The 17,761-nt window shown below is 65.6% G+C and carries 22 protein-coding genes; 18 read left to right on the top strand and 4 right to left on the bottom strand.

Annotated elements, in window-relative coordinates; genetic code table 11:
* The first annotated feature begins 6 nt into the window (after positions 1-6).
* The 5 genes from RJT37_RS06335 to nucS all read left to right on the top strand — a co-directional run bounded on the left by RJT37_RS06335 (position 7) and on the right by nucS (position 4,478).
* Positions 7-1,866, top strand: coding sequence for a formate/nitrite transporter family protein (locus RJT37_RS06335; RefSeq protein ID WP_390209010.1), 1,860 nt, complete (start codon positions 7-9; stop codon positions 1,864-1,866).
* A 109-nt stretch (positions 1,867-1,975) separates the two neighbouring features.
* Positions 1,976-2,170: a cold-shock protein gene (locus RJT37_RS06330; protein WP_311171390.1), complete on the top strand. Its 195-nt coding sequence runs from the start codon at positions 1,976-1,978 to the stop codon at positions 2,168-2,170.
* A 209-nt stretch (positions 2,171-2,379) separates the two neighbouring features.
* A complete protein-coding gene (locus RJT37_RS06325) occupies positions 2,380-3,225 on the top strand; it encodes an aldo/keto reductase (RefSeq protein ID WP_313688722.1) in 846 nt (281 codons plus the stop codon).
* Positions 3,225-3,686, top strand: coding sequence for a VanZ family protein (locus tag RJT37_RS06320; protein ID WP_313688720.1), 462 nt, complete (start codon positions 3,225-3,227; stop codon positions 3,684-3,686). The genes RJT37_RS06325 and RJT37_RS06320 overlap by 1 nt, the downstream gene beginning before the upstream one ends.
* 48 nt (positions 3,687-3,734) lie before the next feature.
* Positions 3,735-4,478, top strand: coding sequence for an endonuclease NucS (gene nucS / locus RJT37_RS06315; RefSeq protein WP_313688718.1), 744 nt, complete (start codon positions 3,735-3,737; stop codon positions 4,476-4,478).
* 25 nt (positions 4,479-4,503) lie between these two features.
* Here nucS and RJT37_RS06310 read toward each other — a convergent pair whose 3' ends face one another.
* Complete coding sequence (locus tag RJT37_RS06310; protein ID WP_313688716.1) at positions 4,504-5,163, bottom strand: type 1 glutamine amidotransferase; 660 nt, start codon at positions 5,161-5,163, stop codon at positions 4,504-4,506.
* Positions 5,164-5,299: 136 nt separating this feature from the next.
* Between RJT37_RS06310 and RJT37_RS06305 the strand changes: the two genes are divergently transcribed.
* Both RJT37_RS06305 and RJT37_RS06300 read left to right on the top strand, forming a co-directional pair.
* Positions 5,300-5,830, top strand: coding sequence for a 50S ribosomal protein L16 (locus tag RJT37_RS06305; protein ID WP_311171395.1), 531 nt, complete (start codon positions 5,300-5,302; stop codon positions 5,828-5,830).
* A 91-nt stretch (positions 5,831-5,921) separates the two neighbouring features.
* Positions 5,922-6,782, top strand: coding sequence for an ATP-grasp domain-containing protein (locus RJT37_RS06300; RefSeq protein WP_313688714.1), 861 nt, complete (start codon positions 5,922-5,924; stop codon positions 6,780-6,782).
* 31 nt (positions 6,783-6,813) lie between these two features.
* Here the strand turns inward: RJT37_RS06300 and RJT37_RS06295 are convergent, their stop codons facing one another.
* Entirely contained in the window at positions 6,814-7,176 is a 363-nt protein-coding gene (locus RJT37_RS06295; RefSeq protein WP_311171397.1) for an Hsp20/alpha crystallin family protein, read from the bottom strand.
* Positions 7,177-7,423: 247 nt separating this feature from the next.
* On the opposite strand from RJT37_RS06295, the gene gap reads away from it, so the two are divergent.
* The 3 genes from gap to RJT37_RS06280 all read left to right on the top strand — a co-directional run bounded on the left by gap (position 7,424) and on the right by RJT37_RS06280 (position 10,361).
* Positions 7,424-8,473 (top strand): type I glyceraldehyde-3-phosphate dehydrogenase, encoded by a 1,050-nt coding sequence (gene gap, locus RJT37_RS06290; RefSeq protein WP_313688711.1) that lies wholly within the window; start codon positions 7,424-7,426, stop codon positions 8,471-8,473.
* A gap of 98 nt (positions 8,474-8,571) precedes the next feature.
* Positions 8,572-9,795, top strand: coding sequence for a phosphoglycerate kinase (locus RJT37_RS06285; RefSeq protein ID WP_313688709.1), 1,224 nt, complete (start codon positions 8,572-8,574; stop codon positions 9,793-9,795).
* Positions 9,796-9,866: 71 nt separating this feature from the next.
* A complete protein-coding gene (locus RJT37_RS06280; RefSeq protein WP_313688708.1) occupies positions 9,867-10,361 on the top strand; it encodes a metallophosphoesterase family protein in 495 nt (164 codons plus the stop codon).
* A gap of 44 nt (positions 10,362-10,405) precedes the next feature.
* On the opposite strand, the gene RJT37_RS06275 is transcribed toward RJT37_RS06280, so the two are convergent.
* A complete protein-coding gene (locus RJT37_RS06275; protein ID WP_313688707.1) occupies positions 10,406-11,110 on the bottom strand; it encodes a DUF2391 family protein in 705 nt (234 codons plus the stop codon).
* A gap of 141 nt (positions 11,111-11,251) precedes the next feature.
* Complete coding sequence (locus RJT37_RS06270; RefSeq protein ID WP_313688706.1) at positions 11,252-12,325, bottom strand: type II glyceraldehyde-3-phosphate dehydrogenase; 1,074 nt, start codon at positions 12,323-12,325, stop codon at positions 11,252-11,254.
* 279 nt (positions 12,326-12,604) lie between these two features.
* On the opposite strand from RJT37_RS06270, the gene RJT37_RS06265 reads away from it, so the two are divergent.
* From RJT37_RS06265 to RJT37_RS06235, 8 genes are all read left to right on the top strand, one after another.
* The gene (locus tag RJT37_RS06265; protein ID WP_313688705.1) at positions 12,605-13,555 is read left to right on the top strand and encodes an aminopeptidase; all 951 of its coding nucleotides are present in this window, start codon (positions 12,605-12,607) and stop codon (positions 13,553-13,555) included.
* Positions 13,556-13,751: 196 nt separating this feature from the next.
* Positions 13,752-14,042, top strand: coding sequence for a DUF7344 domain-containing protein (locus tag RJT37_RS06260; protein WP_313688703.1), 291 nt, complete (start codon positions 13,752-13,754; stop codon positions 14,040-14,042).
* A gap of 191 nt (positions 14,043-14,233) precedes the next feature.
* Complete coding sequence (locus tag RJT37_RS06255; protein WP_313688701.1) at positions 14,234-14,371, top strand: hypothetical protein; 138 nt, start codon at positions 14,234-14,236, stop codon at positions 14,369-14,371.
* Positions 14,372-14,453: 82 nt separating this feature from the next.
* Entirely contained in the window at positions 14,454-15,728 is a 1,275-nt protein-coding gene (locus tag RJT37_RS06250; protein ID WP_313689887.1) for an IS4-like element ISH8C family transposase, read from the top strand.
* A gap of 50 nt (positions 15,729-15,778) precedes the next feature.
* Positions 15,779-15,880: a hypothetical protein gene (locus tag RJT37_RS20640; protein ID WP_425604890.1), complete on the top strand. Its 102-nt coding sequence runs from the start codon at positions 15,779-15,781 to the stop codon at positions 15,878-15,880.
* Between the two features lie 175 nt (positions 15,881-16,055).
* Positions 16,056-16,715 carry an HVO_0476 family zinc finger protein gene (locus RJT37_RS06245; protein WP_313688699.1) on the top strand — a complete coding sequence of 220 codons (660 nt, stop codon included), beginning with the start codon at positions 16,056-16,058 and terminating at the stop codon, positions 16,713-16,715.
* 102 nt (positions 16,716-16,817) lie between these two features.
* A complete protein-coding gene (locus RJT37_RS06240; RefSeq protein ID WP_313688697.1) occupies positions 16,818-17,042 on the top strand; it encodes a hypothetical protein in 225 nt (74 codons plus the stop codon).
* Between the two features lie 62 nt (positions 17,043-17,104).
* Positions 17,105-17,743, top strand: coding sequence for a protein-L-isoaspartate(D-aspartate) O-methyltransferase (locus RJT37_RS06235; RefSeq protein WP_313688695.1), 639 nt, complete (start codon positions 17,105-17,107; stop codon positions 17,741-17,743).
* The last annotated feature ends 18 nt before the right edge of the window (positions 17,744-17,761 follow it).

Raw genomic sequence — 17,761 nt, 5'->3', positions numbered from 1 at the left:
AGACCGATGGACGACTCGGAGCGGGACGAGGGGACCGAGCCGGGAGACCGAGGCGAAAGCGAGCCGTATCCGGACAAGGCCGATCTCGACGAGTCGGTCCGTGAAGCCGTCGAGCGCTCGCGGATGGGCGCGCCGGCCGTCGGCGAGGCCGTCCGGGATCGGTTCTCCGCCGACGAGGTGTTCCAGCGGATCATCGCCGCGGCCGACGAGGAGGTCACCTCCTCGGGCCGGGAACTCTTCTTCAGCGGCATCGCCGCCGGCTTCGCGATCAGCATCACCTTCCTGCTGTACGCATCGCTGTCGGCGGCGACCGACAGCAAGCTCCTCGGCGTGCTCCTGTATCCGCTCGGCTTCATCTACATCATCATCGGGGGCTACCAGCTGTACACGGAGAACACGCTCCCGCCGGTCGCGCTGACCTTAGAACGGATCGCCAGCCTGCCGACGCTACTCAGGCACTGGAGCATCGTCCTCCTCGGCAACTTCACCGGCGGCGCAGTCGGGACGCTCGTCCTCGTGTGGGGCGGCGTGTTCGACCCGGCCGCCGCCGCGGAGGCGCTCGCGATCTCCCGCAAGGGCGCCTTCGAGACCGGCTGGTGGCCGCTGTTCTTCAAGGCGGTCTTCGCGGGGCTCATCGTCGCGGGCGTCGTCTGGGTCGGGTTCAGCTCCCGCGATACGATCTCCCGCATCGTCGTGACCTACCTGGCCTTCCTGGCGATCCCGCTGGGCGGTCTCTTCCACGTCGTCGTCTCTTTCTCGGAGACGCTCTATCTCCTGCTCCACGGCGAGATCGGGGCCGTCGTCGGCCTGACTGAGTTCGTCCTGCCAGTGCTCATCGGGAACACGCTCGGCGGGATCACGCTCGTCACGCTCGTGAACTACTTCCAGACGAGCGAGGACCGCCTCGAATCCGCCCGCTTTGCGGGGATCGAGCGGCGGCTGACGCCACGGGAGTGGGCGTTCGGCCCGTTCGCCGGCCGGTCGTACGTCCCGATCCTCGATCCCTCGGAACGGGCGCTCTCGCGGGGTGACGAGTACCGCATTATGGTCCCGATCGCGAACCCGCGGACGGAGTCGAATCTCGTCGACGTGGCGTGTACGCTGGCGAGTGCGCGGGACGACGCGACAGTGCACGCGGTCCACGTCGTCCAGACGCCCGGCTACCAGCCCTCGCGGCCGAGTCGCCGACAGCGGGAGCGGATCAGTGCCGAATCCGAACGGCTGATGGCTCCGATTCGCCAGACGGCCAGCGGCTACGACGTGAGGTTCGAGACGTCGATGACAGTGACGAACCGCTCGTTCGAGGAGGTGTTCGACGCCGCCCGGCGGACGGAGTCGGATCTGGTCCTGCTGGGCTGGGAGGAGGACCGCCTGTGGAGCGACGCGCGCGCCGAGCGTCCGTTGGCGGAGCTTACGAACCAGCTCCCGTGTGACTTCCTCGTCGTCAGAGATCGCGGGTTCGAAGCCTCGCGGATCCTGCTCCCCACCTACGGCGGCCCGAACGCGGACCTGAGCGCCGAGGTCGTACAGCTGCTCCAGTCGGCTGTCGGCTCGGCGGTGTCGCTCCTCCATGTCGTCGGAAGCGACGCCGAACGGGAGTCGGGCGAGCAGTTCCTCGAGGAGTGGGCGCTCGATCACGACCTCACCGACGCCGAACGTCTCGTCGAGACGGGGACGGTCGAGGCAGCAATCGAAGGGGCGGCGGCGGACCACACCCTGTTGATCCTCGGCGCCACCGAACGGGGGCTGCTCTCGCGGCTGTTGACCGACTCGCTGCACATCGACGTCATCAACGACGTCGACTGCTCCGTGCTGTTGACCGAGCGACCACACGAGCGCTCCCTGTTCGAGCGGCTCTTCGGGTGAGCGGCCGTCGCGTCGAGCACCGGTGAAAAGGACAGCAGTCAGGATGAAGTTCCGTGGTAGCGAGTGCCGCACAACAGTTATGCCCCGGCAGGGCGTCGATACGAGCGCAATGGCAAACGGCACGGTTGATTTCTTCAACGACACGGGCGGTTACGGTTTCATCTCCACCGAGGACGCGGACGAGGACGTCTTCTTCCACATGGAAGACATCGGCGGCCCCGACCTCGAAGAGGGACAGGAAGTCGAGTTCGACATCGAGCAGGCGGACAAGGGTCCGCGTGCGACGAACCTCGAACGACTGTAAGGGGTCGCGGCGATCCCGCGTACTGAACGGAGACTGACGGTGAACCGGGCACGCGAGCCCGGTTCGACCCCGGCAGATCTCTGAAGTGTTCTCTTTGAGAACTGACCGGCGAGTCGCAACGCCGGAAGCACGACAGACACGTCCACAGCGGCGAGCACATACCGGCCCGCCGCCGACACGTTCTCGGCAGCGGGGTCCAAACGGGACCTATGGCCGAAGGAGACGTCGAGATGGAGTACGCCGAAGCATACGGCGCGCGCGTGCCCAAAGTGGGACTCGGGACCTGGCAGCTCACGGGCGGATCGTGTTACGAGACGGTCTCGCGGGCGCTCGAACTCGGATACCGACACATCGACACCGCGCAGATGTACGAAAACGAGACCGAGGTCGGGCGCGCGATCGCCGACGCGGCCGTCGACCGGGACGCGGTCTTTCTGACGACGAAGGTCTCGCCGCGAAACGCCGGCCACGACGCCCTGCTTCGCTCGACGAAAGAGAGCCTCGAACGGCTCGATACTCCCTACGTCGACCTCCTGTTGCTTCACTGGCCGAACCCGATCGTCTCGGTCGAGGACACGATGCGGGCGATGGACGAACTCGTCGACGACGGGCGGGTCAACCACATCGGCGTCAGCAACTTTCCGCGAGTCTTCCTCGAACGCGCCCGTGACGCCGCGACGTCTCCGGTCGTCACGAACCAGGTTCAGTTTCACCCGTACAAACCCCAGCGCGGGATGCTGGGATACTGCCAGGACGAGGGACTCTTTCTCACCGGGTACAGCCCTCTCGCCCGGGGCGTCGCGCTGGAGGATGACACCGTCCAACGACTCGCCGCCGAGTACGACCGCACGCCCGCACAGATCGTCCTCCGGTGGGCGACCCAGCACCGCGACGTCGTCGTGATCCCCAAGACGAGCGACGGCGAGCACCTCGCGGAGAACCTCGCGCTGTTCGATTTCAAGCTCACGGGATCGGAGGTCGACGAACTCACGAAGCCGTCGCTCCGGAAGTCCGCGGCGGCGATGCTGAACGGGTTTGTGAGCGAATTCCGGTAATGTCACGCGGCCGATTCGGGGGCCCGTGGTCGCCGCGGCGCGCCCGCCGCGCGGCCGCCGCGTGGCTCGTCGTCGTCGTGCTGGCGTCGGTCGTCGATCCCGCAGCAGTAGGTACAGCCCTGGCAGGTGCCGCGAGCGCGGCTGGAGACGCCGGCACCGGAGTCCCGGTCGGTATCGGCGGCTACACCCTGGCCCACGTCGTCGCCTACGGCGTCCTCGCGTGGCTTCTCGTGGACGGAATCGACGAGGACCGAGCGGAGAGCGGCAGGAGCACGGTCCGGACCGCGATCCTCGTCGTCGCTGTCGCGACCGCCGCCGGCGGCGCCGTCGAACTGCTGCAGACCGGCGTCGCCGCGCGCTCGGGGAGCGTCACGGACGCGGCCGTCAATGGGATCGGTGCAGTCGCTGGTGGCGTCGTCCGCAGTGTCAGTCACGCCGACCGGGCCGTCGAGAAACGGTGACGACGCGCGCGGTTTTTATCCGACCGCCGACAACGGCCGAGGAGACGGATGTCAGTCACGACGCTCCATCGACCTACCCACCGGGACGCCCTCGGGTTGCTGGAACGGGCGTTCGGCGACGGTCGGATGGTGACCGCCTTCGGGCGCTGTACGGTCGAGTACGACGGCCGGGCGTCGTCGAGTCTGGGCCCGGGCGACCGACTCGTCGTCTGCAAGCCCGATGGGACGGTGCTCGTCCACACCGACGAGAGCCGCGAACCAGTGAACTGGCAGCCGCCGGGCTGTACCCACCGTGCGAGCGTTCGGGACGGACGGCTCAGGATCCGGAGCGAGCGCTCGACGCCCGACGAACGGCTCGACGTCGCCTTCGAACGGCTCGAACAGGTGACGGCCTACGAGGTCACGGATCGGAGCGACCTGACGCTGACGGGCAGCGAGGAGGACCTCCGCCAGCGGATTCTGGACGACCCGAGCCTCGTCGAACCGGGGTTCGAGCCGACTGCGACCGAGCGAGAGACCGCCGCAGGCCCGGTCGACGTGTTCGGCGAGGACGACGCGGGACGGCCGGTGATCGTGGAACTGAAACGGCGTCGGGTCGGGCCGTCGGCCGCGAGCCAACTGCGGAGATACGTCGAGGCAGTCGACGCTGAGTTCCCCGACTCGGGCGTCCGCGGGATTCTCGTCGCCCCGTCGGTGACCGACCGGGCGGCATCGTTACTCGAAGAATTAGATCTGGCGTTCGTCCCGGTAGCGCCGCCGGAGGAGGACGCCGACGGCGCCGGAAAGAGGTGATACGGATCTCCGGAGCCGCGCGCTCTCACCCCTCGCCGGCGAGTCGAACGAAGTTCGCGAACGTTCGTTCGACGGAGACGTCCCCGAAGTCGCGGGCGTCGGGTGAGGACGGCCACCCGAAGTCGGCCTCGATCTGCGGTAGGAGAGCGGCGGTGAATTCCGGGTGGTACTGGACGGTCCACAGGGGTGCGTCGCGGTGGCGGCTCCCGACGTCCTCGTAGTAGTCAGCGGTCGCGATCCGCTCCATCGGGTCGCCGAGTTCCGTCACGAAGTCGCCGTGGATCATCGGGACGCGCCCGCCGACGCCCTCGAACAGCGGGTCGTCGGCCAGTCGGACCGTCTCGATCCCTTTGCGGAACCCGCGGTGTTCGACGCTGCCGCCGAGGGTATCGTTGACGAGCTGGTGGCCGAAACAGACCGCAAGCGTCGGCACGCGTTCTGCGACGAGTTCCCGGACCACCTCACGCAGGTCGTCCATCCACGGGTACTCGTCGGCCTCGTAGACCCCGGCGGTGCTTCCCGAGAGGACGACTGCGTCGGCGTCATCGAGGAGCGCGGGTCGACCGCCCTCGTCGGCGTAGGGAGTCACTCGGACGCGTGCGCCGGCCGCTTCGAGGTGGCGACGGATCTCCGGGACGAAAAAGCGGCTCTCCGGATCCACCTCGTTTTCGAAGACCAGGATCACAGTCGGATACTGGGGCGGGACGACCAAAGTTGTTTCACCGGTGGCTAGAATTCGGCCGAGAGGCGACTCGCCGACAGCCCGGCGGACAGTTCGAAGCGCTTTTACCGCGAATCGGCCTTGTACTCGACAAGTAACTATGTCCGACAAACCCGCCTCGATGTACCGGGAACTGTCGAAGCCGTCCTACACACGGCGCGAGTACATCACAGGAATTCCCGGCTCGAAGATCGCACAGCACAATATGGGCAACCTCCAGACGGGCCCGCAGGACTACCCGGTCCAGATCAGCCTCCGTCTCGAGGAGGAGTGTCAGGTCCGCCACGGCTCGCTGGAATCCGCGCGGCTGTCCGCCAACCGCGTGATGCTCAAGCAGGTCGGCCAGGAGAACTACAAGATGGTCCTCCGGAAGTTCCCCCACCAGATCCTCCGGGAGAACAAACAGGCGACCGGCGCCGGCGCGGACCGTGTCTCCGACGGGATGCGGCAGGCGTTCGGGAAGATTGTCGGGACCGCCGCGCGCGTTCAGAACGGCGAGCGCGTGTTCACCATCTACTGTGACCCCGAAGACGCCGACATCGCGAAGGACGCCCTCCGGCGGGCGTACAACAAGATGTCGCCGCCGTGCCGCATCGACGTCGAGAAGGGCGAGAAGCTGCTCGTCTCCTAACGCGCGGCTTTCTCCTCGCAGTTCCGTACTCGGCCGCCCCGGCCGCTGCGACCCCGTTGCTTTTTGCGCTCTGCTGCCTTCCAGTCAGCCGATGCTTCGGCTCGCCGTAACGACGGCTGCGGAGACGTTCGAGCGAATGCGCGACCCGCTTGCGGATCGTGACATCGCCGTCGAGCACCTGCAGGCGGACTCGCGGGTCGTGGACCTCGCGTCGCCGCCCGCCGACCGCTTCGACGTCGGATTCGTCTACCCGTCACGGTTGATGGAGGGCGGCGTCGTCGACGGCCGACACGGGTTTCGGTGGGTGAACAACCGCGACGCCGTGGTGACCTCGCGGAACAAGGCGGGGGTCATCGCGGCACTCGCGCGAGCGGGCGTCCCCGTCCCGGAGACGCGGTTCGTCTCGAACCCCGCAAGCGACGAGGACGTCGCCGCAGCCGCCGCCGATATCGGATTTCCGGTCGTGGTCAAACCCAACTCCACGACGCGGGGTGTCGGCGTCGCGAAGGCGACGGACCTCGACTCGCTTCTCGGCATCGTCGATTACCTGGATCTCGTCCACGACTACCGGGCGACCGGCGACCGGTCGTACCTGCTGCAGGAGTTCCTGCCCGAGGCGCGCGACTACCGGGTGATGGTCGTCGACGGGACGGTCGTCGGCGGTGTCGAGCGCCGGCTGCCGTCGGCGGCGCGCGAATCGGGGGGGTGGAAACACAACGTCCACCGGGGTGCGACGGCGACGGCGGTCGACGTACCGGCGGAACTACGCTCGCTCGCCGTCGAGGCCGCCGAGACACTCGGGATCGACTATCTCGGCGTCGACATTCTCGTTTCCGGGGAGCGGGCGGTCGTCTCGGAGACGAACGCTCGCCCGACGATCGATCACGAGAAGTACGAGACGGGCTTTTGGGACCGGCTCGCGTCGCTGATCCGTCGGACTGCCGAGCGGTGAGGTGAGCAGTCGAAGTCGTGAAAAATCGGCCTTACTCGAGGTCGATCGACGCGGAGTCGTCGACCTTCTCGAAGGAGACCTGGAGGACGCCGTTGTTGAACGACGCGTCCGCGGTGTGTTCGTCGACCCGCACGGGCAGGCGGATGCGCTCGTCGTACTCCCGGCGGTCGCCGGCGGCGGAGATGGTGAGCATCTCGCCGTCACACTGGAGTTCGATCGCGTCCTTGTCGACGCCGGGGAGGTCGGCGACAAGTCGCACTGTCTCACCCTCGTCGTAGACATCGACGTGGGTCTCGGAGGCGAACCCGGCGGCGTCACTCCCGGTCATTTCGTCCATCATCCGTTCGATGCCGTCGAAGAAGTCGTCGAACGGGTCGTCGCGATCGTCTCTCATCGGACGCTACTAGGTCGGTTTCGATGAAAAGCCTTCTCCCCCCGGCGGGATCGGCCGGACGATGCGATCACAGTGTCAGATGATGCGATCACGGTGTCGGAAGAGATGATCACAGTGCTGGACGACGAGCCGATCCTCCGTGGGTGTGAGTCCGGCCAAACAACAGTACAGCGCGGAGTGCGTCGCTGACCGGCCTCCGAGCGCAATGTCACAGGGATTCAAGTAGGAGGACGGAGTGTACTCGAATATGAGTGAAGAATCGGAAACCAGCGTCGGCGCGACTGTCGACGACGCCGATGCGGTCCGGGTCGGGCTGAACGGCTTCGGCCGGATCGGGCGCAACGTCCTCCGGGCGGTGCGTGACCACCCACGAATCGAACTCGTCGGGATCAACGACGTGATGGACGTCGAGGATATGGCGTATCTCGCCAAGTACGACACGGTGATGGGCCGCCTGGACGTCACCCGCGAGGGGGATTCCCTCGTCGTCGGCGACACCGCCGTCCCGCTGTACGACGTGCAGGATCCGACGAACCTCCCCTGGGACGAACTCGACGTCGACGTCGCCCTGGAGTGTACCGGGATCTTCCGGACGAAGGCGGACGCGTCCGCCCATCTCGAAGCCGGCGCCGACAAGGTGCTCATCTCCGCGCCCCCGAAGGGAGAGGAGCCGGTCAAACAGATCGTCTACGGCGTCAACCACGACGAGTACGACGGCGAGGACGTGCTCTCGAACGCCTCCTGTACGACGAACTCCGTCAGCCCCGTCGCGATGGTGCTCGACGACGAATTCGGCATCGAGAGCGGGATGCTGACGACCGTCCACGCGTACACCGGGAGCCAGAATCTCATCGACGGCCCGATGGCGAAGACGCGTCGCGGGCGCGCCGCCGCGGAGAACATCGTACCCACCTCGACGGGCGCGGCGAAAGCGACGACGAAGATTCTCCCCCAGCTAGAGGGGAAACTCGACGGGATGGCGGTCCGGGTTCCGGTCCCGAACGGGTCGATCACGGAACTCGTCGTCTCGCTGGAGGCAGCGCCCTCGATCGAAGAGCTCAACGACACGTTCCGCGATGCGGCCGACTCGGGGCCGCTCGCAGGTGTCCTCGGCTACACCGACGACGAGGTCGTTTCGACGGACATCCTGGGACTGCCCTTCTCCTCGACGGTCGACCTCGAGTCGACGAACCAGGTGAACGGCGGCGACCTCTACAAGATTCTGACGTGGTACGACAACGAGTACGGCTTCTCGAACCGGATGCTCGACGTCGCCCGCTACATCACCGACGAGTAGCGTCTCGATCCCCTGGAGACTGGAACCGACCCGGTAACTGCCAGGGCGGGCCGCTTCGACTCCACTAAGTACTACGCCCACGACATACCCACCCACAGATGTCCACGCCCACAGCCCCTTTCAGAACCCTCGACGACCTCGATCCCGCACAGCGCGTTCTCGTCCGACTCGATCTGAACTCCCCGATCGCCGAGGGCGAACCGCAGGACAACCGCCGGTTCGAGCGCCACGCCGAGACCGTTCGGGAACTCGCGGCGGCCGACCACCAAGTCGTCCTGCTCGCCCACCAGGGACGGCCCGGCCGCGACGACTTCGTCTCGCTTGCGGGACACGCCGAGATCCTCGAAGCGCACGTCGACCGCGACGTCGGCTTCGTCGACGACACGTACGGCGATGCAGCCATCGACGCCATCGAAGCGCTCGCCCCAGGGGAGATCCTCCTGCTCGAAAACACTCGGATGTGCGACGAGGAGTTGCCGGAGGAAGACCCCGAGACGAAGGCCGACACCGAGTTCGTTCAGACGCTCGCCCCGCACTTCGACGCGTACGTCAACGACGCCTACTCGGCGGCCCACCGCTCGCACGCGTCGCTCGTCGGGTTCCCGCTGGTCCTACCCGCCTACGCCGGTCGCGTGATGGCGACCGAGTACGAGGCCAACACCGCGATCGCCGAGCGAGAGTTCGACGGCCGGGTGACGATGGTCGTCGGCGGTACGAAGGCCACCGACGTCATCGACGTGATGAACAGCCTCGGAGAGAAGGTCGACGACTTCCTGCTGGGCGGGATCGCGGGCGAGTTGTTCCTTCGGGCCGCCGGTCACCCCGTTGGGTTCGACCTCGACCCCGACGCCGACCTCTACGACTCCCAGTGGGAGCGGAATCAGGACCTGATCGCCGACCTGCTCGACGAGTGCGGTGAGCAGATCACGCTCGCGTCGGACCTCGCGTACGAGGACGAGGAGGGCGACCGCGCCGAGGTCGACGTCGACGACCTCGAGGAGAAGGACGTCTCGTTCCTCGACATCGGCTCCGACACCGCCGCGGCGTACGCCGACGTCGTCCGCGAGTCGGAGGCCGTCTTCGTGAAGGGTGCCCTCGGTGTCTTCGAGGAGGAGGCGTTCTCGGTCGGCACCGTCACGGTGCTCGAAGCCATCGCCGAGAGCGACTGCTTCTCGGTCGTCGGCGGCGGCGACACCTCCCGCGCGATCGGGATGTACGGACTCGACGAGGCCGACTTCGGGCACGTCTCGATCGCCGGCGGCGCGTACATCCGCGCGCTGACCGGCGAGCCGCTGGCCGCCGTCGAAGCGCTGAAGCAGTAGCCCGTCGGCCACGCGAGGGATCGATCCAGGGGCCGAAGCGCTGAAGCGGCAGGCCCGCTGATTCCCACCCGATGCTCGTCGGACTCTGCTCGGACACCCACGACAACCTGGCTCTGGCGCACGGCGCAGTCGAGACGTTCGAAGACGCGAGCGTCGACGCCGTCGTCCACTGCGGCGACGTCGTCGCGCCCTTCACCGCCTCGGTCTTCGACGCCGACTTCGACTTCCACGCGGTCCGCGGCAACAACGACGGCGAGTGGTCGCTCGCGGAGACGATCGACGACTTCGGCACGTACCACGGCGAGAGCGCCCACCTGCTCCTCGATGGCCTCGACGTCGCCGTCTACCACGGCACGAGCGAACAACTCGTCGACGCCCTCTGTGCGTCCGGCGAGTACGACTACGTCGTCCGCGGCCACACTCACGAGCGGACCCGGGAGGACCGCGACGGGACCGTCCACGTCAATCCCGGCGGCCCCCCGTTCCCCGGCGCCGACGACGAGTACCACGTCGCCGTCCTCGACACCGACTCGGGTGACGTGACGTTCCACGAGGTCTCCCCGTAGGCACCTGGCTGCGGCGAGCGATCGACGCGTTCCCCCGTCCCCGCCTACGACCCCGGGAGGATGTCACCCAGCGCCGCGCCGACGCTCATCGGGACGAACGCGACGACGACGGTCGCAAGCGCAAGCAGCGGCGACGACCACTCGACGCGGCCCCACGCGGTCATCATCACCACGGCGGTCACGAACGAGACGCAGAGCACGCCGACCAATCGTCTGGGAACGATGCCCAGGATCGGCTTGTAGACCCGCACGTCCTGGATCTCCGCGACGTACAGGATACCGATGATGAGCCCGACCGCGCCGACCACGGTCCCGGCCAGCAACGGCGGGCGCGCCGCCAGAAACTCTCCGACCTCGTTGGTGCCGCCCTCGACGAACATCGGGATCCCGAAGAGCAGGCTCCCCAGGAGGGCCTCCGCGAGGTCCGCCCGGTCGTAGCCCCGGATGACCTGCCCGAAGATCTCGTCGTCGTCCTGAGCGGCGACGACCGCGGCGTTGCGGGCGGCCCGGACCTGCTCGCGTTCCTCGGGGGAGTCCACCGTGTTCGCGAGGGTGTCGAACTCCGCGAGGAGTTGCCGTAGCTCCTCGTCCTCCTCGTCCAGCGGGAACTCCTCGTCCTCCCCGTCCAGCGGGAACTCCTCGTCCTCCCCGTCCAGCGGGAACTCCTCGTCCTCCTCGTCCAGCGGGAACTCATCCTCGCCCTCGCTTCTGACAGGCGGCGTGTCCGCGGCTCGACCGTCGTCGCTCACGACCGCGACATTTCGGCGCTCAGATAAAAACGTATCCGGTGACCCCGGGCTGCCCTCGTCTCAAAACGACTGCTGTCGTCCCTTACAGGTGCTCACCGGTATCGGGTGTGTGAGAACCGTGAAACAGGTCCAACAGTCAGGTTAGTCGTCCGCGGCCTCGGCTTCGACCCGATCGGTGTCGTTGAACCCCGAGGGGTCGCCCGAGAGCCCGACGCCGAGCGTCCGGTTCGTCCGCGCGATGCTCTCGGCGGCGTCGGCAGACTCTGCCATCGCGCGGACTGCGTCGACGTTCTCGGGGATGACGTCGGACTCCTGGTGGATCGCCTGGAAGAGATACAGGTCCCGCCCCTCGATCGCGATCGACTCGCCCCACACGCAGTTCTCCCAGATGTCGCCGCGGGGACGGCCGGCGTCCAGCGCGAAATCCTTCAGTTTGCCGGCGCCGTCGAGACCGAAGCCCTCGGGGATGACGTACACGCGCGATTCCCCTTCGAGCAACTGGCGGACGTGCGCCGCCGTCACGTCGGATTCGAGCGTCACGTTGAGCGCGTGGACGTGCATCAGGGTCGCCGGGACCTTCAGCCCCATCGTGTCGATGTCGAGATCCGGGAAGATGGTCGTCACGTCGGGGCCGTGGTGTGAGGGGATTTCGATCGGATTCGGGAGGATGTCGTTGATCGGTCCGCGGGTGTTCTGGCCCGGATCCCCGCCGCGCCGGACCAGGGTCGCCCGGACCTTCTCGACGCCGTAGGCCTCCTCGAAGGGCGCGATGAGCCGCGAGAGCCCGGTCGTGTTACACGAGACGACGCGGACCGAGTCGGCGCCGCGGGCCTCGTCGTAGTTCGAACGCGCGTTGAAACTCGTCTCGGCGACGTCGGCGTCCTCGCCGCCCTGGAAAACTGCGGGCGTATCGTATGAGGCGTACAGCGACTTGTTCTCCGCGCCGATGCCCGACGGCGTGCAGTCGACCATCACGTCGGCGTCGGCGACCAGTTCGTCGACCACGCCCGCAGTCTCGATCCCGACCTCGGAGAAGAGCGGGGCGCGCTCGGGGATCGCCGCGTACATCGCGTAGCCGCGCTCGACGGCGGTGTGGGCCTCGAAATTGGGTTGCGTCTTGGCGACGCCGGCGACCTCCATATCGGGCTGGGCCGCGACGGCGTCGGCGACGCGTTTGCCGATCGTTCCGTAGCCGTTGACACCCACTCGTATCATTACCGGAAAATCGGAGGAGGAGACGCATAGTTATTTCGGAGCGAAAGACGGGGAAATTAACTCCTTGGCGAGTAACGCGGGCGATTTTCCCGGATCCGAGTTGTGGAGGAACGACGGCGAGGGCGGACCGAGTTCGGTGGTCGAACCGCCGTTTCAAGCCGCAAATCGGGGAGATATCCGCGGCGGATCCGCTGGGCATCTGAGCAGAGACCGTTCGGAATCCGGGCCGACATCGATCCGATGCGAACGCCTAACTCCGCCGGGGCCCGAGGGAAGGATATGTCGAACGACGGACTCGCGGCCGCCGCGACGACGGCGGTCGAACAGTGTATGGCACTCGACCCGGCGGAGTCCTGCGTCGTCGTCACCGACGACGAGCGACGGCCGATCGGCGAGGCCCTCTACGAGGCGGCCAGCGCGGTCGCAGATGAGACGACGATCCTCCAGTATCCGCCGGGCGACCAGCACGGCGAGGAGCCGCCCGGACCGGTTGCCGCGGCGATGGCCGCCGCGGACGTGTTCCTCGCGCCGACGACGAAGAGCGTCAGCCACACCCGCGCTCGCGGCGACGCCTGCGAGGCGGGCGCCCGCGGCGCGACCCTGCCCGGAATCACCGAGGAGGTGTTCCTGACCGGCCTCGACGCCGACTACGACGCCATCGCCGCTCACTGTGCGGACGTGCTGGAGCAGGTCGCCGACGCCGAGGAGATCCGCGTGACGTCGCCGGCGGGGACCGACATCACCGTCACGCCGGGCGGCCGCGAGTGGCACACCGACACGGGAATCGTCCACGAGGCGGGCGACTTCTCGAACCTCCCTGCGGGGGAGGTGTTCGTCTCGCCGACGGACGCAAACGGGACCTACGTCGTCGACGGAACGATGCGGCCGCACGGGTTGCTCGACGAGGGACAGACCCTCCGCTTCGAGGTCGAGGACGGCTACGTGACCGAGATTTCGGACGACGAGATCCGCGCACAGGTCGAAACCGCCGCCGAGGAGGTCGGCCGCGACGCCTACAATTTCGCCGAACTCGGGATCGGGACGAACGTCGGCGTGACGGACCTCGTCGGCTCGGTGCTGTTAGACGAGAAGGCCGCGGGGACGGTCCATCTCGCGATCGGCGACGACGCCGGGATCGGCGGCGACACGGACGCGCCGCTGCATCTCGACGGGATCGTGCGGGAGCCGACCGTGCTGGCGGACGGCGCGGAAGTGAAACTTCCGCGATAGCGAACGGCGGAGCCGTGAGCAGGGGAGGTCGGAGACCTCCCGAACGTCGAGCGGTGAATCGGTCCTCGGAAAGAGTGCGCTTGTTACTCAGTTAATCAAATTTCAGGAGGTGATGAAAAACTCCGTGTGTTATACGTATTTACCCCGATATAAAAGAGTGAGACAAACAGATCAGTCGATTTCTTTTGATGATATGATGGACGCATTAGCGGACGTTCAACGACGGAAGCTCTTGATTGCGCTGGTAGACCACAATCCACAGGATGATCTACCAGTCGTTGTTGCTGACTCTGATAACGAGGGTGACGCCGTTGAGCGTCTCATCGCGATGCAGCACGTCCACTTACCGAAGTTGGACGAGTACGGATTTATCGAGTGGAACGAGGAAACCCACGAGGTAACGAAAGGGCCAAAATTCGAAGAGATCGAGCCACTGCTCGAACTTCTCGAAGACCACGAAGACGAACTGCCACCAGGTTGGCTGTAGTTTCTCAACTGTATTCTTCAGAGTCTCGACTGAGCGATACGGGGACCAAAGACACTGAGCCATCTGTGTCAGTTGCCTTCCGACGAACGTTTTCGAATCTACCGTCGGAACGAGCTTGCAAATCTTTCACGTAATATATGAACTGAAATAAAATAGATGGACCTATGCATCTCGGTGAGACTATTTAGCTGATGAACTACGACATTTCCCCAGATGAATCCGTCAGCCAAGCAGTCGTTTCGAGTGTGAGTAAGTTCGAAGATACTGCATTCACAGACCTGCCGTCACTTTACGAGCATCCGTCTTTAGCTAAGAGAGAAACCGCGTGACAGCAGCGGCTTATCGAGGCTTCTTTTCGAGAGGAATGAGGAGGCGGCAAGTGTGTACCAAGACGCCTCCTCATCGAGAATTATGCGTCGGCTCACTACACTGTTTCCCTCCGAGTTCCTCGAAGAGCACGCCGAGGAACTCGGCGTGGTCGAGCGTGAGGGGAAGCTTCAGATTCCCGTTCTCGTGTGGGCGCTCGTGTTCGGCTTCGCCGCAGGCGAGAGCCGAACACTCGCCGGGTTCAGACGCTGCTACAACTCAACAGCTGATGAAACGATCTCTCCCGGTGGCTTCTATCACCGGTTGACACCAACGCTGGCGGAGTACCTCCGCGACCTCGTCGAGCATGGTCTCGACGAGGTCGCTGTTCCCGACACCGTTGACGCTGATATCGACCGATTCAGGGACGTGATGATCGCCGATGGAACGGTATTGCGGTTACACGAGTTCCTTTCTGATGAGTTCCAAGCCCGTCACGAGGAGCAGGCTGGAGCGAAGCTCCACCTGCTCCACAACGCCACCGATGAGACGATTGAACGGATCGACGTGACGGACGAGAAAACGCACGACAGCACGCTGTTCAAGACGGGATCGTGGCTACAAGAACGGCTCGTTCTGTTCGATCGAGCGTACTTCAAGTACCGCCGCTTCGCGTTGATCGATGAGAACGACGGCTACTTCGTGAGTCGGCTGAAAGAGAACGCGAATCCGCTGATAACGGAGGAATTGCGGGAATGGCGCGGGCGCGCCATTCCCTTGGAGGGTAAGCAGATCCACGATGTGGTCGATGATCTCTCGCGGAAGTACATCGACGTAGAGGTCGAAGCGGAGTTCAAGCGGGGCCAGTACGAGGGAACGCGCTCGCTGGATACGAAGCGATTCCGCGTCGTCGGCGTCCGCGACGAGGACGCCGACGACTACCACCTGTACATCACGAATCTGCCGAGAGAGGAGTTTTTCCCGGCGGATTTAGCAACGTTGTATCGGTGTCGGTGGGAGGTAGAAACGCTGTTTCGTGAACTGAAGACGCAGTACGAGTTGGACGAGTTCGACACAAGCGACCCGGATGTGGTGAAAATTCTGCTGTATGCGGCGTTGCTGTCACTGCTGGTGAGTCGTGAGCTGTTGGATCTGGTCACCGAGCAGGCCGACGACGAGATCGTGTTTCCGCCGGAACGCTGGGCGGCGACCTTCCGGTCGCACGCCCAGCTCATCCTCCACGAACTCGGAGAGTACCTTGGCTACTCGCCACCGCCGTTGCTGGAGCGGCTGATCGAGGATGCTCAGAAGATCCACCAACAACGACCGATCTTACAGGAGACGCTCGCTACCGCTACACAACCGAGGTGTGAGTCTTAGCTAAAGACGAATGACTTTACGAGACGATAGATCCAGACGCATTAAACAAGATGTTTATAGACGAGAATGCGAATATCAAACTCTCTTTCAGTTACAGTAACTCCCTCGTTGTTGTTTGCGACGGGGAATCACTCAGAGTCGAAGCTACATAGCTGGCGTCTATTGGTGGAAAACAAGTGCGAACTGAGCAGTGCGTCTCTCTCATAGCGAGCGAATCGACGGAGAAAGCCGGGGGTCGAGGCCAATTGTACGACACCTTCACAGACCTCACCACACCTGGCGTGTCGGAAGGGCGGACTTTTACGGCCCCATAGGCTATGAAGGCGTATGAGCACGCCACAGGACCGCGTCGCGGTCGAGTGTCCCTCCTGTTCGACCGCCGAACCGACGGTCCACGAGGTACTGAAGGAAGGCGGCGGTCGCCACACAGTCAAGTGTACCGACTGCGGCCACGTCCACAAGGTAAAGGTCGAGGACGACGACGAGGTCGAACGGACCGTCGTCATCTCCCAGGACGACGAGTCGTTCTCGACGCGAACGGACGTCCCGCGCGAGGAGACGCTCGCGGTCGGCGACGAGTTCATCGTCGACAGCGAGGAGGCGATTATGCTCGTCCGGATCACCGGCCTGGAAATCGGCCCCGAGCAGCGCGCGGATGAGGCGACCGCCGCGGACGTCGAGACGATCTGGACGCGCGCGGTCGACAACGTCACGGTGAAGACGACAGTCAATCCGAAAGAGGGGACCGGCGACCGGGAGTCGACGCGGAGTTTCGACCTCCGCCTGCCGGGCGACCACGAGTTCGTCGTCGGCGAGACCGAGTCCTTCGGCGACGAGGAGTTCCGCGTGAAGGCGATTCAGGTGCGCGAGGACGCCCCCGAATACCGGCACGGGAAACTCGACCACGAGGGCGACATGGTCTACGCCAAGGACGTCAAACGACTGTACGGCACTGACCAGACGACATCGGCCTGGTCGGCCTGGTAACGCGCGAGGGCCCGCTGGCCGCCGGGTGACCTGCCCGCACCGTTCGCTTCTCAGCCCTGTCGACGGTAGTTTTAGTTCCCCACCGCACGAAGCGCCGCCGCAGTGACACGAACAGCCGCCCAAGCCCTCCTCACAGCCGTGGCCCTCCTCACCACAGGAACCGCAGCCGTGTCGGTCGTGCTCGCGGGGCTGGTGTTCCCGCAGTGGACGTTCAGCACCCTCGGATTCGTCGGCTACTTCGCCGCCGTCGGTGTCGTGGTCGCCGCGGGGTTCGCACTCGCCGCTGTCGACATCGCGGATGCCGTCGGGCGAGCCCTGCTACCCTGATCCGGCGGTCGATCACCGCGACCGGGGAAAGATTCGACTCGCTGGAGCGCCTACCGCCGACTGTGACCGCCGACCCGGAGGACGAACGGAACGCGCTCGTCGAGGGACTGCGTCGGCGCGGCCACGTCGAGAGCGACCGCGTCGCCGACGCGCTGCGGGCAGTGCCGCGTCACGAGTTCGTCCCCGCGAGCCGCCGGTCCCAGGCCCACGCCGACCGCCCGCTGTCGATCGGGAGCGGCCAGACCGTCAGCGCGCCGCATATGGTCGGGATGATGTGTGAGTTACTCGCACCCGACGCCGAAGACAAGATCCTCGAAGTCGGTACAGGGTGTGGCTATCACGCTGCAGTGACCGCCGAACTGGTCCCGGATGGACACGTCTATTCGGTCGAGTACGATGCCGACCTCGCCGACGACGCCCGGGAGACGCTAGCGCGCCTCGGCTACGCCGACCGCATCTCGATCCGCGTCGGCGACGGCCGGAAGGGATGGGCGGAACACGCCCCGTTCGACGGCGTCTACGTCACGTGTGCCGTCCCCTCAGTCTCCGACGCGCTCCGCGAGCAACTCCATCCCGGCGGGCGGATCGTCGCGCCGGTCGGCAAAGCACGCCAGACGCTGGTCGTCCTCGAAAAGCGCGACGACGGGACGTTCGATCGCACCGATCACGGCGGTGTCCGGTTCGTTCGGATCCGGGGGTGATACTGATCACTCTCGCTG

Source organism: Halobellus marinus (genome assembly GCF_032113415.1).
Lineage (GTDB): Archaea > Halobacteriota > Halobacteria > Halobacteriales > Haloferacaceae > Haloquadratum > Haloquadratum marinus.
This window is presented reverse-complemented; position numbering and strand designations above follow the sequence as displayed.